The sequence below is a fragment of the Amycolatopsis pittospori genome, assembly GCF_013870525.1.
GTDB lineage: Bacteria > Actinomycetota > Actinomycetes > Mycobacteriales > Pseudonocardiaceae > Amycolatopsis > Amycolatopsis pittospori.
Genome location: NZ_JACBXD010000140.1, coordinates 1 through 13,564, shown reverse-complemented (window position 1 = coordinate 13,564; position 13,564 = coordinate 1). Strand labels below are relative to the sequence as shown.

The following is a 13,564-nucleotide window of genomic DNA, read 5'->3' as shown; positions in this document are numbered from 1 at the left end:
CCCCGCCCACCCGGTCTGCAGCCTCGACGCGATCGCCGCCGACGTCGCCCCCGGCGAAGCACCGTTCCTCGTCCTCACCGACGCCCGGCGCCGCGAGGTCTACTGGGCCGCGTACGCCGCCGACGGTTCCCGCACCGACGGCCCGCACGTCCAGCGTCCGGCCGAACTCGACACCACCGTCAAGGTCGCGGCGGGCGACGGCGCGCTCCTCTACGCGGACGCTCTCGGCGTCCAGCCGATCGAGCCGCGCTTCCCGTCACCCCTCGGGCTGGTCCGGGCCGCTCGCGAAGCACTCCAGAGCGACACCGAACCCGCGCCGCTCACCCCGCTCTACCTCCGCCGCCCTGACGCCGTCGAACCGGCCGCGCGCAAGAAGGTGACCACGCCGTGAGGTTGGAACCCTTACGCCGCAAGGATATTCCCCGCTGTGTCGAGATAGAGAAGATCCTCTTCCCCGGCGATTCGCCCTGGAACGCCCACGCCTTCCACGCCGAACTCGACGCCGGTGGCCACTATCTGGTCGCACGTCCGGATGACAGCGACGAGATCGTCGGTTACGCCGGGCTCGCCGTCGTCGGCCGCCGCGGAGACTACGAGACGAGCATCCACACGATCGGCGTCGACCCTGGCCGACAGCGCAACGGCGTCGGCACCGCGTTGCTGATGGCGCTGCTCGGCCGCGCGGACGAACTCGACGCGCCGGTCTTCCTCGAAGTCCGCACCGACAACGACGCGGCGATCACGCTCTACGAGCGGCATGGTTTCGAACGCATCGGCCTCCGGAAGCGCTATTACCAGCCCTCCGGCGCCGACGCCTACACGATGGCCCGCCCGCGGGCCCAGGTCCGAGACGAGGTGGCGGGCTGATGCCACGCATCATCATGGGCATCGAGAGTTCGTGCGACGAGACCGGCGTCGGTCTCGTCCGCCTGCACGACGACAACACGGTCGAACTCCTCGCCGACGAGGTCGCCTCCAGCGTCGACCAGCATGCCCGCTTCGGTGGCGTCGTGCCCGAGGTCGCCAGCCGTGCACATCTGGAGGCGATGGTCCCGACCGTCGAACGCGCCTTCGCCACCGCCGGACTGAAACTGTCCGATGTGGACGCCATCGCGGTGACCGCGGGTCCGGGCCTCGCCGGTGCGCTCCTGGTCGGCGTCGCCGCCGCCAAGGCGTACGCCGCCGCGCTGGACATCCCGCTCTACGGCGTCAATCACCTGGCCGGTCACATCGCCGTCGACACCTTGCAGCACGGCCCCTTGCCGGAACGCTGTCTCGCGTTGCTCGTCTCCGGCGGGCACACGCAATTGCTTCTGGTGGACGACATCGCGTCCGAGATCACCGAACTAGGGTCCACTGTGGACGATGCCGCCGGTGAGGCATACGACAAGGTCGCCCGCGTCCTCGGCCTGCCCTATCCGGGCGGCCCGCCCATCGACAAGGCCGCCAAGAACGGTGACGGCAAGGCCATCGCGTTCCCTCGCGGCATGACCGGACCCCGCGACGCCAAGTTCGACTTCTCCTTCTCCGGCTTGAAAACCGCTGTCGCTCGCTGGGTCGAAGGCGCCGAGCGCCGCGGCGAGGAGATCCCTGTCGACGACGTCGCCGCGTCGTTCCAGGAGGCCGTCGCCGACGTCCTCACCGCGAAGGCGATCCGCGCGGCCAAGGAACACGGAGTCGACACGCTGGTGATTTCCGGTGGGGTGGCGGCGAATTCGCGGCTGTCCGAGCTCGCCGCGGAACGCTGCGCGGCGGCCGGGATCGCACTGCGGGTCCCGCGCCCGCGCCTGTGCACGGACAATGGCGCGATGATCGCGGCGCTCGGCGCACACGTGGTCGCCGCCGGCCGACCGCAAGCGTCACTCGACTTCTCCGCGAATCCCGCGCTGCCGGTCCAGATCGTCTCGATCTAGCGCAGTTCCGAGACGGTGGGCGACACCGCGGGCGCCAGGTTGAGGAGTTCTTCGAGCGCGGCCACCGTCAACGCGGCGGCATTGCCGTCACCGTAAGGGTTTTCGACGTGAGTCGGATGAAGGTCTCCACGCAGGACCTTCGCGGCGGTGTCGGCGATGAGAGCGGTGTCCGTCCCGACCAGCCACGCACAACCGGCCTCGATGGCCTCGCGCCGCTCGGTGACGTCGCGGAGTACGAGGACGGGCGTGCCGAAGGTCGGCGCTTCCTCTTGGATACCGCCGGAATCGGTCAGCACGAGTTCGGCCAGCCGCAGCGCGCGCACGAGATCCGGGTATTCGAGCGGTTCGGTGATCGTCACCCGGGGCGTCGCGCCGAGCGCGGTCAAGACCTGCTCCCGCACCGCCGGATTGGGATGCACCGGGAACAGCACCTGGACGTCGCTGTGCTCGGCGACGATCAGTTCGATGGCCGCGAGCGTGCGGCTCAGCGGCTCGCCCCAGGATTCGCGCCGATGCGACGTGACCAGCACGAGGCGTTCGTTCGCCTCGGCGATCTCCATCTCCAGCAAGGCGAGTGCGGTGTCCCTTGCCGGGAGATCGCGTTCGGCGATCTCGATCACGGCGTCGACGACGGTGTTGCCGGTGACCGCGATCCGTTGGCGTGGAACACCTTCCGTGCGTAACGCGGCCGCGGCGCCCGGCGTCGGCGCGAGATGCAGGGCGGCGATCCGCGAGATCATCTGTCGCGTGCCCTCTTCGGGGAACGGCGCCGCGAGGTCGTGCGTGCGCAGCCCCGCTTCGAGGTGCACGACCGGGATCCCCAGCCAGAACGCGGCGAGCGCGCCGGCCAGCCCGGTGGTCGTGTCGCCCTGGACGACGACAGCGGCCGGGGCCACCTGTCGCAGCAACCGGTCGAGCGCGGGCAGCAGGCCGGAAACGAGTTCCGCCTGCGTGCCAGTGGTGCGAGGCGGTGTGTCGAGCCACGCGTCGACAGGCAGGCCGAACGGGAGCAATGCCTGCTCGACCATGCCCTGATGCTGTCCACTGTGGACGACAAAAGGCCGTAGGTGCGGGTGCTCCGCCAGCGCCAGTGCCAGCGGCGCGAGCTTGACCGCCTCCGGGCGGGTCCCGGCCAGCAACATCACATCCACGCGTTCGTGCTCCTCATCCACATTTTCGAGTGTCCCGGAAGAACCGGGTGACGGCCGCCGGCGTGCGAGGGGCCCACGCCGGCGGCCGTCCTGTTCGGGGAGCGTCAGCCCCCCACCTTGCCGAGCCGTTTCGTGCGGCGATAGCCGGCGACGACCGCGATGGTTCCGAGAACCAGCAGGATCACGCCGACGGCCAGCCACCAGCCGACATCAGCCCCGGTGGCGGCGAGGGCACCCACCCCGCCACCGGCGACGCCGACCCCGGCGCCAGGCAACTTGTACATCTGGACCTCACCTCACCCAGGTCAGGCGGTGGTCGCGGAACGACGGCCGCGGACGACGCGGATACCGACCGGGACGGCGACGGCGCCGAGCAGGCCGAGACCGATCCACAGTCCCGCGCCGGAAGCGAGCGGCACGGGGAGACCGGCCGGACCGCAGGTGGCGGACGAGACGATGACGTCCCCGGAGCCGAGCGGGTTGAGCGCCTGGCCCAGCAGCTTCACGTGGATCGCGTTGACGGTCAGGCTGCCGTCGTCGTTCTTGATCTGCTCGTTCAGGATGATCGTCGCGACGTTGATGTTGCCGAGACCGACCTTGACCTGGGTGTTCGGCGCCGGCGTGGAGTCGACCGCGCCCGCGCTGCCGAGGTTCGCCCCGACCAGGGTGGTCGCGCCCTGCACACCCTTCTGGGTCGCGTTGCAGGTGGCTTCGACGGCCTTGACGCTGACGTCGCCGAGGGCGGTCTTCAGCAGCGGCAAACCGACATCGGCGGTGCTGGCCTTGGCCGTCACAGCACCGGAGTTGTCGTCCCGCTTGGCTTCGGTGTTGATCGCGCCCGCGGTCAGCACACCGGTGAGGTTGGCCTTCGCGAGGCTGTTGGTGGTCGGCCCGGAGGTCTTCGCTTCGGCGAGCGGTCCGGCCTTCACCGCGTCGAGGCCGAGGAGCTTCACATCGACCTTGACGCCATACGCGGAGCCGTCACCGGGGGCCGCCGAGGCGGGCGCCGCACCGGCGAGAGCCACGCTCGCCACCACAGCGGCGAGCACTCCGCCTCGTCGCAAGAGGTGCGTGTTCTTCAACTGGTCCTCCGAATTGATTCGTGGGGGTTTCTCTCATCTGCGATCGGCACTTGGGCACGACCGTTGCGGACGAATCCTCAGCTGGCCTGACTCGGCTCGCGGATCGTCTATCGCCGAGTGTTTCTTAAATTGCACAGAAAACGGCGAGGATCACCGGATCAGGTGGTCTTGCGGGCGTTTACCGCAGGTCGCCGAGAGCATCACTCGTTCGGCCTAGTCAGTTTCTCCACGATCGTGCCGAAAGGGCTCATGATCAAGTGATAAACGCGAACCCCGGTCGAAAGGGCCGGTTCCCGCTCACTTACTCTCGTCGGCGAGCTCCCTGTCCGCTTCGTCGAATCCATCGTCTGCAGCGTCTTTCCTGAGAGGGTCACCGTGGCCGTTGCGAGCGCTCCCTTGCCCAGTTCAAGCCGGTTTCCGCTGCGTATCGCGGTGCTGGCGGTGGTCGCCGTCGCGGTCTGCCTGGTGCTGACCGAACGCGTCTACCGGGTGTTCGAAGTGCAGCTCGCCGGGCTGATACTGCGAGTCATCACCACATCGGGTGTCTTTGTCGCCGGTGAACGCGAGACTGTCTACTTTGGGTTGTCAGGCGATACTCCACTCGGGTTGAGAATGACGCCGGAATGCTCTTCGGCATTCATGTTGCTACCGCTGCTATTAGTGACCGCCGTCATGTTGTATTTCCGCCCCAGGAATGCGAAGAGACTGTTCTCCTCGCTCGCCATTTCCGCGGTCGTGGTCATTCTTGTCAATCAGATGAGGGTTTTGGCGATCGTCGGTCTGGTGAACTGGCTCGGCGTCGACGAAGGTTATTACTGGGGTCACACTCTGCTCGGTTCGATGGTCAGCGTTCTCGGTGGCGCGGTCGCCCTCGTGCTGTTCGTCTGGCTGAGTACCCGCAAGTCCCGGGCCGAGCGCGAGGCCGCCTGATGGGCGGCGGCTCGATCAAGATCCTGCTGGCGATCACGCAGGCCTTCGCGCTCACCATGAGCGTCGCGTTCATCGTCTACGTCGTCGTGATCGTCGTGCCGTACCTGCGGCGCAAACCCGCGCCCACCGGCGATCCCGCCGACTTCACCTGGCACTTCTTCGTTCCGTGCCGCGACGAGCAGACCGTCATCCGTGAGACGGTGCGATACCTGCGCTCGACCTTCCGGCACGCGCACGTCTGGGTCGTCGATGACGACTCCGAGGACCGTACGGCCAGGGTGGTTCGGTCGATCTGGCGACGTAACGGCGGTTTCGACCCGTATCTGCACCTCGTTCCCCGGCGTCGTCCGGAAGCGAGGACAGGGAAGGGCGACGCGCTCAACGCGGCCTACCAGGCGCTCAACGACTGGATGGGGCCCGGCGCGAGCCGTGACGACGTGGTCGTCGTGGTCGTCGACGCGGACGGGCGTCCGGCGGAGAACTGCCTCGAAGTCTGTGCCGCGGACCATCTTTTCGGCGACGAGACGATCGGCGCTGTGCAGCTCGACGTCTGGATGGGCAACGCCGACAGCCGTCCGCCGGGGAAGAACTGGTTCTCGCGCGCGTTCGGGCTGAAACTGGCACAGATGCAGGATCTCGAATTCCGCACGGCCATCGCGGCCATCCAGACCTCGCGCGGGTTCACCGGCACGATCTCCATGGGCGGCAACGGTCAGTTCACGCGACTGTCCGCATTGGACTCGATCGCCGGCCCGGACGAGCAGCCGTGGCGCGGCTCGCTGCTGGAGGACTTCGAACTCGGCGTGCATCTGCTGACCGAGGGTTGGCGAACCGGGTTCACACCGGACTCGCATGTGAAACAGGAAGGGCTGTACAGCCTGCGGCGGTTCCTGGTGCAGCGCACGCGGTGGGGGCAGGGGACCATGCAGTGTTCGCGGTACCTGCGGCGGATCTGGGACTCGCCGCATCTGAGCACGCTGGGCGCGGCCGAGATGATGTACTACCTGGCGCAGCCGTGGATGCAGTTGCTCGGCTCGCTGCTGTACCCGATCCCGTTCATCCTGCTGCTGTTCAGCACCGCGGGGGATCCGGCGCAGGTGTGGACGTGGTTCACCGACGGCGCGTGGATCCTGTTCGCGATCTACGGCTCGTTCGGGCTGCTGCCGTTCATCGTGTGGGGCCCGATCTATCAGTTCAAGTGCCTGAAGAGCCGCAACCTGCTTCGCGGGATAGGGCTGGGCTTCGCCTACGCGCTGTACATCTACACGTTCTACATCACGTCGTGGCGGGCGCTGTTCCGTCTGGTCCGCGGCCGGAACGGCTGGTCGAAGACGCGGCGGAACACCGAGCACGCCCCCGGCGTCAAGGTCGCCCTGGACTCCTGACCCTGGCGCCCCAGATCGCGTTCAGCCCGCTGAACGCGATCTGGGGGCGGGGGTCAGAAGGCGGGCAGGATCCGGACGTCGTCCGCCTTCACGAACGCGATCCGGTGTCCGAACTGGATCTGGACGTAGCGCGTCTTGCCCTTGACGACAACGTGGTTCGCCGGGTCGAACGTCGTCGCCGAGTAGTACTCGGACCCGAGCACGTTGCCCACCGAGTACCGCTGCCCGGCCGAGAACGTGTACGGCAGCGGGACGACCTGCTGGACCGGCACGTTCGCCGGATAGGCCTCGGCTTCGGGGTACGCGCGTCCGAAGACCGGCACGGTCTCCAGGCCGGGCTTCGGCGTGACGACCAGGCCGAACGCCGGGCTCGTCGTGCGCGAGTCACGGAACCAGCCCTTCTGGCCCAGGTACCAGATCGCCGTCCAGCCGCCGCGGCGTTCCGCCACGACGTAGCGCTGGCCGGTTTCCGCCCGGCTGCCGATGTCGGAGACGGCCATCGTGCTCGCCGAGCCGTCCGGGCGGAGGCCGATGTCCTTGAGCAGCGGCGCCGAGTCGGTCGGCTCGCTGCGCAGCACGACTGAACCGGAACCCCTTGCCGGGCAAGGCTTTCCAGCGGTTTCACAGCCGGTGAACGCGGGCTGGTTCGTGGCGAAGTCCGGGGTGATGGTCACCAGCGGCGAGCCAGGACGGCCGAAACCGGACAGCGGCGCGCCCATCAGGTCGAAGTAATGCGCCCAGTCCCAGTACGGGCCCGGATCCCAGTGCATGCCCTTGATCGTCGACGGGATCGTGCCGGGGACGTTGTCGTGGCCGATGATGTGCGCGCGGTCCAGCGGGATGTCGTACTTCCGCGCGAGATAGCCGACGAGCTTCGCGGAGGTGCGGTACATCGCCTCCGTGTACCAAGTGCCCTTCGCGGCGAAGCCTTCGTGTTCGATGCCGACGGACTTCGCGTTGACGTACCAGTTGCCCGCGTGCCAGCCGACGTCCTTGGTCGGCACGTGCTGCGCGATCTGACCGTCGGCCGAGCGGATCGTGTAGTGCCAGCTCACGTACGTCGGGTCGGTGACGAGGTCCATCGCCGTGTCCCAGTAGCCCTCGGTGTCGTGGATGACGATGTATTCGACCTTCTGGCTCTTCGGCCGGTCCGCCTTGTCGTGGTTGCCGTAGTCGTTGTTCGGCAATTCCTGATACGGCGCCGGCACCGATAGGCACGAGACCGTCTTCGGGCACTCGGTCTTCGGGTTGTCGGCTTGCGCGCGTACCGGGCTCACGGGAGTCGCGGCGAGGGTGACGTTCTGGCCGTCGTCGGTCTTGCGGGCGACGCCCTTGGACATGGTGTCGAAGACTTCGTCGGCGAAGGCGTGCGCGCCCGCGGTGTCCTTCGCGCCGCTGTAGCGCGCGACGCTGCTGTACCAGTCCTGCGCCTTTTCGCTGCGTACGCCTGCTTCGCGTTGGTACTTCGCTAGCAGCGCGGCGCCACCGCGGATGTTCTGCGTGGTGTTCGTGCGCAGCGTCGCGACGTCCTGGCCGATCAGCGCGGACGCCTCGTCGATGGTCTGCAGACCGGGCGGCGGAGTCGTCGGCGCCGGTGCCGCCGGGGCTTTCGCCCGGCGAGCGTCGTCGCCGCGCGGGTCTTCTTCGCCTTCGTCGTGATGCGTGCCGCCGGTGCCCGCTTCGCGCAGGTCGGTCAGGTGCATCGGGCCGTAGCCGGCGGACGTGCTCGGGGTGCCGGCGTTGAAGTCCCAGCGGGACTCCAGGAAGGAGACGCCGAGCAGGACGCTTTCGGGCACGCCGAACTCCTGCGCGGCGGCCGCGAAGTCCCGCTGACGCTGCTGATCCGCCGGGGCGGCGTCGGCTGGGACAGCGGCGAGGAGCCCGGCGGCGAGGGTGAGGACCGCGAGTCCGGCGGTCCGTTTGGACCTGCGCCGGAGCGGTTCGGGAACTACGGGACGGAAGGGACGCGGCATGGGCGTGTACCCCCAGTGTCTAGGTCTGCTGTACAGGACCGACCCCAATGTCGGAACCTAACCAGAAACCGGCCCCCTTCGTAAGGTCCCTCCGAGTCGCGTTCAGCGGGCTAAACGCGATCTGGGGCAAGGTGGAGGGCATGACCGGGGTGAGGGAGCTTCTGCAGGAGAAGGACCACGTTTTCCTGGATTTCGACGGGCCCGTGTGCGACGTGTTCGCCGAACTGCCGGCGCGGGAGGTGGCCGACAGGCTCAAGAAGCTCGTCGGGCCCGATCTGCCTCGCGGGGTGAGCGCCTCCGCCAATCCGTTGGACGTGCTCCGGTACGCGGCTTCGTGCGGCCCGAGTACCGCCCACATCGTCGAACGGCAGCTCAGCCGGCTGGAGAACGAGGCCGTCTCGCTGGTCTCGCCCGCTCCAGGGGTGCCGGAGTTGCTCGGCGAATGGGCCGCGCAGGGGTTCACGGTGACGATCGTCAGCAACAACTCCGCCGAGGCGATCCGGTCCTTCCTCACGGTTCACGAGCTCGCTGAGCCGGTCCGCCGGATCAGTGCGCGGACCACAAGCGATCCGGATCGCTTGAAGCCGCACCCTGCGCTGCTCGACGCCGCGGTGAAGGCGCTCGGTACTTCGCCCGGGCAGTGCGTGATGGTCGGCGACTCCGCCGCGGACGTCCTCGCCGCTCGTACCGCCGGCGTCGCTTCTATCGCCTTCGCGCCTACGCCCGCGAAGCGCAAGGCTCTCGCTGCTCTGGCCCCCGATGCCCTGGTGACCGACCTCGCCGACCTGCGTTTAGCCCCCTAATCGCGATTTGAAGGGGGTCGGGTCAGTGGGGGAGTGAGCCCGTCGAACCCACGGTCCGCGTAGTCGTTCACCGCGCATCCTGCCGCGCGGATCAGCCACACTCCGGCGATGAAGACGGCGAGGATCCACAGCGCCCACAGCGGCGGCACCGTCCCTCCCTCTCGGATACGGACGCCCTCGCGTCTCGAGGTGCCGGGATTTCACCGCCGCCTGTCCGGCCCGGAACTGGCAGGGAGCAAAACGGCCGGTCAGGCGCTCGCCAACGACATTTCCGCGGGGTGAGCGGACCCTCCTTGCGAAGCTGGCACTCACATGGCTAGAGTGCTAATTGCACGGCCCGAACACGCCCCGGCACCCGCGACGGCGGGGGTGGTAGGAGCCGTAACTCATCCTGCCAACGCTTTCGACGACCGTGGAGGTCAACCCGGTGAGCGTGAACATCAAGCCGCTCGAGGACAAGATCGTTGTCCAGACGAGTGAGGCCGAGGAGACGACCGCTTCCGGCCTCGTCATCCCCGACACCGCCAAGGAGAAGCCCCAGGAGGGCAAGGTTCTGGCCGTGGGCCCGGGCCGCATCGACGACAAGGGCAACCGCGTCCCGCTGGACGTGGCTGTCGGCGACGTCGTCATCTACTCCAAGTACGGCGGCACCGAAGTGAAGTACAACGGCGAGGACTACCTGATCCTTTCCGCTCGCGACGTGCTGGCCGTCATCAACTGACGTCCGCTCTCAGCGCATGACGCCCCGGGCCCCGCATTGCCGGGGAACGGGGCGTTCGTGTTTTCCGAGCTTTAGAACTGGAAGGTAAGCGGAACAGGCTATGCCCAAGCAGATCAGTTTCGACGAGGACGCTCGTCGCGCGCTCGAGCGCGGGGTGAACAAGCTCGCCGACGCGGTCAAGGTCACCCTCGGCCCGCGCGGTCGCCACGTCGTGCTCGACAAGAAGTTCGGTGGCCCGACCATCACCCTGGACGGCGTCACCGTCGCTCGCGAGATCGAGCTCGACGACCCGTTCGAGAACCTCGGCGCCCAGCTCGCCAAGAGCGTCGCCACCAAGACCAACGACGTCGCCGGTGACGGCACCACGACCGCGACCGTGCTCGCCCAGTCGCTGGTGAAGGTCGGCCTGCGCAACGTCGCCGCCGGCGCCAACCCGACGGCCGTCGGCCGCGGCATCGAGGCCGCCGCGGAGAAGGTCATCGCGGTTCTCAAGGAGAAGGCGACCCCGGTCAAGGGCCGCGACAACATCGCCCAGGTCGGCACCGTCACCTCGCGTGACGCGGCCATCGGCGCCCTGCTCGGCGAAGCCGTCGAGCGGGTCGGCGAGGACGGCGTGATCACGATCGAGGAGTCGTCCACCCTGGCGACCGAGCTCGTGATCACCGAGGGTGTGCAGTTCGACAAGGGTTTCCTGTCGGCGCACTTCGCGACCAACCCGGAAGAGCAGAAGGCGATCCTCGAGGACGCCTACATCCTGCTGGTCCGCGAGAAGATCTCGGCCCTGGCCGACCTGCTCCCGGTGCTGGAGAAGGTCGTCGAGGCCAAGAAGCCGCTGCTGATCATCGCGGAGGACGTCGACGGCGAAGCGCTGTCGACCCTCGTGGTGAACTCGCTGCGCAAGACGATCACCGCCGTCGCGGTCAAGGCGCCGTTCTTCGGTGACCGCCGCAAGGCGTTCCTGGACGACCTCGCGGTCATCACCGGTGGCGAGGTCATCTCGGCCGAGATCGGGCACAAGCTGTCCGAGACCACGCTCGCCCAGCTGGGCAACGCCCGCCGGATCGTCGTCACCAAGGACGACACCACGCTCGTCGACGGTGCCGGCACCAAGGACGACATCGCCGGGCGGGTCTCGCTGATCCGCAAGGAGATCGAGAACACCGACTCCGACTGGGACCGCGAGAAGCTGCAGGAGCGGCTGGCGAAGCTCGGCGGCGGTGTCGCGGTGATCAAGGTCGGCGCGGCCACCGAGACCGAGCTCAACGAGCGCAAGCACCGCATCGAGGACGCCGTGGCTTCGACCAAGGCGGCCGTCGAAGAGGGCATCCTGCCCGGCGGTGGCTCGGCTCTGGTCCACGCGGTCAAGGAGCTCGACGGTGGCCTCGGCCTCGAGGGCGACGAAGCGACCGGTGTCCGGATCGTTCGCGACGCGCTGTCCGCCCCGCTGTTCTGGATCGCGACCAACGCGGGCCACGAGGGTGCGGTCATCGTGAACAAGGTCCAGGAGCAGAGCTGGGGGCACGGCTTCAACGCCGCCACCGGCGAGCTCACCGACCTGCTGGCCGCCGGCATCGTCGACCCGGTCAAGGTGACCCGGTCCGCGGTGGCGAACGCCGCCTCCATCGCCCGGCTCGTGCTCACGACGGAGAGCTCCGTCGTCGAGAAGCCGGCCGACGAGGAGCCCGCCGCGGCCGGTCACGGCCACGCGCACTAGCTCCACCCGTTCCACCGGAAGCGGGGCAGTACTCCACTCGGAGTGCTGCCCCGCTTTCTTGCGCCTGAGGCCCCTCGCCGACCTGCGTTTAGCGGGCTAATCGCGATCTGCAGGCGCCGGACGAAGCCCCGCGCGGACCTGCGTTTAGCGGGCTAATCGCGATCTGCAGGCGCCGGACGAAGCCCCGCGCGGACCTGCGTTTAGCGGGCTAATCGCGATCTGCGGGCAGGGGCGCGCGACCGCTCCGACCTGCGTTTAGCCCCCTAATCGCGATCTGGAGCCGGGGGGCGAAGCGTGCTGAAAGCGAAAACGCGGCAGGGCGGCACCCCACCCGGATGCCGCCCTGCCGCGTCGTCGAACCCGCTGGATCAGCCGTTCGACATGCTCAATGTGCGTTTGTCCGCCTTGATGATGTGCTCGCGTTCCGATTCCGACAGCCCGCCCCAGATCCCGTACGGCTCGTGCACGGCGAGCGCGTGGTTCCGGCACATGGCCAGTACCGGGCAGGCCAGGCAGACGGCTTTCGCCCTCGCCTCGCGGCGGGCTCTGGCGGGCCCGCGTTCGCCATCAGGGTGAAAGAAGGACGCGCTGTCCATGCCTCGGCACGACCCCTCCAGCTGCCAGTCCCATACGTCGGCGTTGGGTCCTGGGAGCCTGCGTGTGTCTGCCATCCTGACCGCCTCCGTCATCCGGTCGAAGCGTTTAACCTGCTCTGCTGCGCTGCGGATACTCCATTCGGTGCAACGGCGGTAACGTTAGAAGCGCGCCAATACTTGTTCAAGAGATTCAAGATGATTCAGCCGTTAGGCATCCCCCGGATGTGTGAGCACTACTTTGCGCTCCGGTTGCCGCCGTCCCGGCCTGCCTGGATATTGGGTCGAGTGGGATCTCGGATCAGCAGTGAAGAACCCACCCTGCCGGTGGCCTCGGTCGCACGCCGGCTCGGGGTCGCCCCGTCCACCCTGCGAACCTGGGACCGCAGATACGGCGTAGGACCCAGCCGCCACACCAACGGCCGTCACCGTCGCTACGGCAGTTCCGACATCGGTCGTCTCGAACTGATGCAGCGAGCCCTCCTTCGCGGCGCCTCGACGGCCGAAGCGGCGAAGTACGCGCTGGAGCAGATGCCGCGGACCGCGACCGAGAATCCCGAATCGCCCGTGGTCCAAGTGGAGGAACGGGCCGCCCCACCGCCCGCGGAGGACCAGGACGTCCCGTCCCGGCTCGCCAGACGCCTGAGCACGGCCGCGCTCGCGATGGACTTCGGCGCGGTCCAGCGCATGCTCGCCGACACGATCCGCGAACTCGGTGTCCTGCCCGCGTGGTCCGGCGTCCTCTCGCCGGTCCTGACCGCGCTCGGCGCCCGCTGGCGCGGGGTCAGCGCCGGGGCCGAGGTCGAATACCTGCTCGCCGAGTGCGTGTACGCCGCCCTCGTCCGCGCGACGCCGGTGCTTCGCGAGCCGCGCAACCAACGGCCGGTCCTGCTGACCTGTGTCCCGGAAGAACGCGACAACATGCCGATGTACGCCCTCGCCGCCGCGCTCGCGGGTCGTCGGATCGGGACCCAGCTCTTCGGCGCGTTCCTGCCGGCCGAGGTCCTGGCCGTCACCGTGCGCCGCAGCGTCCCGGCCGCGGTGGTGCTGTGGTCGGGACGACGGGCGACGGCGGATCCGCGCCTGTTCGCCAGGGTGTCCCGCGGCCGCCAGCGCAGCAGGCTGTTCGCATGCGGTCCCGGCTGGGATCCCGCGACGCTTCCGGACAAGATCGAACTGCTCGGCGAACTCACCACGGCCGCCGACCGGATCGAGCACGTTCTTGTCGGTGCGAGGCGATAGAAAGTACGCATGGAAGCGTCCTTGCGGTCCGCCGCGTTCGGCGACGGCGTGCCGCCG

General features: G+C 68.4%; 15 protein-coding genes. 9 read left to right on the top strand and 6 right to left on the bottom strand.

The window, feature by feature from the left end; all coding sequences use genetic code 11:
* The 3 genes from H5J31_RS38015 to tsaD form a co-directional block, all read left to right on the top strand.
* Nucleotides 1–391: tRNA threonylcarbamoyladenosine biosynthesis protein TsaB (locus tag H5J31_RS38015; protein WP_407925091.1), on the top strand; the 391-nt coding region annotated here is incomplete at its 5' end.
* The gene (gene rimI, locus H5J31_RS38010; RefSeq protein ID WP_181777495.1) at nt 388–867 is read left to right on the top strand and encodes a ribosomal protein S18-alanine N-acetyltransferase; all 480 of its coding nucleotides are present in this window, start codon (nt 388–390) and stop codon (nt 865–867) included. The genes H5J31_RS38015 and rimI, both read left to right, overlap by 4 nt.
* Nucleotides 867–1,913, top strand: a complete 1,047-nt coding sequence (tsaD, locus tag H5J31_RS38005) for a tRNA (adenosine(37)-N6)-threonylcarbamoyltransferase complex transferase subunit TsaD (protein ID WP_181777494.1) — start codon at nt 867–869, stop codon at nt 1,911–1,913. Before rimI ends, tsaD begins: the two co-directional genes overlap by 1 nt.
* Here the strand turns inward: tsaD and wecB are convergent.
* The 3 genes from wecB to H5J31_RS37990 all read right to left on the bottom strand — a co-directional run bounded on the left by wecB (nt 1,910) and on the right by H5J31_RS37990 (nt 4,146).
* Complete coding sequence (gene wecB, locus H5J31_RS38000) at nt 1,910–3,064, bottom strand: non-hydrolyzing UDP-N-acetylglucosamine 2-epimerase (RefSeq protein ID WP_181777493.1); 1,155 nt, start codon at nt 3,062–3,064, stop codon at nt 1,910–1,912. The genes tsaD and wecB overlap by 4 nt on opposite strands.
* 104 nt (nt 3,065–3,168) lie before the next feature.
* Nucleotides 3,169–3,348, bottom strand: a complete 180-nt coding sequence (locus H5J31_RS37995; RefSeq protein WP_037314803.1) for an LPXTG cell wall anchor domain-containing protein — start codon at nt 3,346–3,348, stop codon at nt 3,169–3,171.
* A 21-nt stretch (nt 3,349–3,369) separates the two neighbouring features.
* Nucleotides 3,370–4,146, bottom strand: coding sequence for a choice-of-anchor P family protein (locus tag H5J31_RS37990; protein WP_181777492.1), 777 nt, complete (start codon nt 4,144–4,146; stop codon nt 3,370–3,372).
* Nucleotides 4,147–4,572: 426 nt separating this feature from the next.
* Between H5J31_RS37990 and xrtP the strand changes: the two genes are divergently transcribed.
* A complete protein-coding gene (gene xrtP, locus H5J31_RS37985) occupies nt 4,573–5,076 on the top strand; it encodes an exosortase P (RefSeq protein WP_181777497.1) in 504 nt (167 codons plus the stop codon).
* Nucleotides 5,076–6,461: a glycosyltransferase gene (locus tag H5J31_RS37980; protein ID WP_181777491.1), complete on the top strand. Its 1,386-nt coding sequence runs from the start codon at nt 5,076–5,078 to the stop codon at nt 6,459–6,461. The genes xrtP and H5J31_RS37980 overlap by 1 nt, the downstream gene beginning before the upstream one ends.
* Nucleotides 6,462–6,514: 53 nt before the next feature.
* Here the strand turns inward: H5J31_RS37980 and H5J31_RS37975 are convergent, their stop codons facing one another.
* Nucleotides 6,515–8,434: an N-acetylmuramoyl-L-alanine amidase gene (locus H5J31_RS37975; protein ID WP_181777490.1), complete on the bottom strand. Its 1,920-nt coding sequence runs from the start codon at nt 8,432–8,434 to the stop codon at nt 6,515–6,517.
* A gap of 140 nt (nt 8,435–8,574) precedes the next feature.
* Here H5J31_RS37975 and H5J31_RS37970 point away from each other — a divergent pair, with 140 nt between their 5' ends.
* Nucleotides 8,575–9,237, top strand: a complete 663-nt coding sequence (locus H5J31_RS37970) for an HAD family hydrolase (RefSeq protein WP_181777489.1) — start codon at nt 8,575–8,577, stop codon at nt 9,235–9,237.
* On the opposite strand, the gene H5J31_RS40110 is transcribed toward H5J31_RS37970, so the two are convergent.
* The gene (locus tag H5J31_RS40110; protein ID WP_236005638.1) at nt 9,234–9,386 is read right to left on the bottom strand and encodes a hypothetical protein; all 153 of its coding nucleotides are present in this window, start codon (nt 9,384–9,386) and stop codon (nt 9,234–9,236) included. The genes H5J31_RS37970 and H5J31_RS40110 overlap by 4 nt on opposite strands.
* A gap of 278 nt (nt 9,387–9,664) precedes the next feature.
* Here H5J31_RS40110 and groES point away from each other — a divergent pair, with 278 nt between their 5' ends.
* A complete protein-coding gene (gene groES, locus H5J31_RS37960; protein ID WP_009072407.1) occupies nt 9,665–9,958 on the top strand; it encodes a co-chaperone GroES in 294 nt (97 codons plus the stop codon).
* 100 nt (nt 9,959–10,058) lie between these two features.
* The gene (gene groL / locus H5J31_RS37955; RefSeq protein WP_181777488.1) at nt 10,059–11,672 is read left to right on the top strand and encodes a chaperonin GroEL; all 1,614 of its coding nucleotides are present in this window, start codon (nt 10,059–10,061) and stop codon (nt 11,670–11,672) included.
* Between the two features lie 368 nt (nt 11,673–12,040).
* Here the strand turns inward: groL and H5J31_RS37950 are convergent, their stop codons facing one another.
* Nucleotides 12,041–12,343: a WhiB family transcriptional regulator gene (locus H5J31_RS37950; protein WP_037335869.1), complete on the bottom strand. Its 303-nt coding sequence runs from the start codon at nt 12,341–12,343 to the stop codon at nt 12,041–12,043.
* A gap of 249 nt (nt 12,344–12,592) precedes the next feature.
* Here H5J31_RS37950 and H5J31_RS37945 point away from each other — a divergent pair, with 249 nt between their 5' ends.
* Nucleotides 12,593–13,507 carry a MerR family transcriptional regulator gene (locus H5J31_RS37945; protein WP_181777496.1) on the top strand — a complete coding sequence of 305 codons (915 nt, stop codon included), beginning with the start codon at nt 12,593–12,595 and terminating at the stop codon, nt 13,505–13,507.
* Nucleotides 13,508–13,564: the final 57 nt, after the last annotated feature.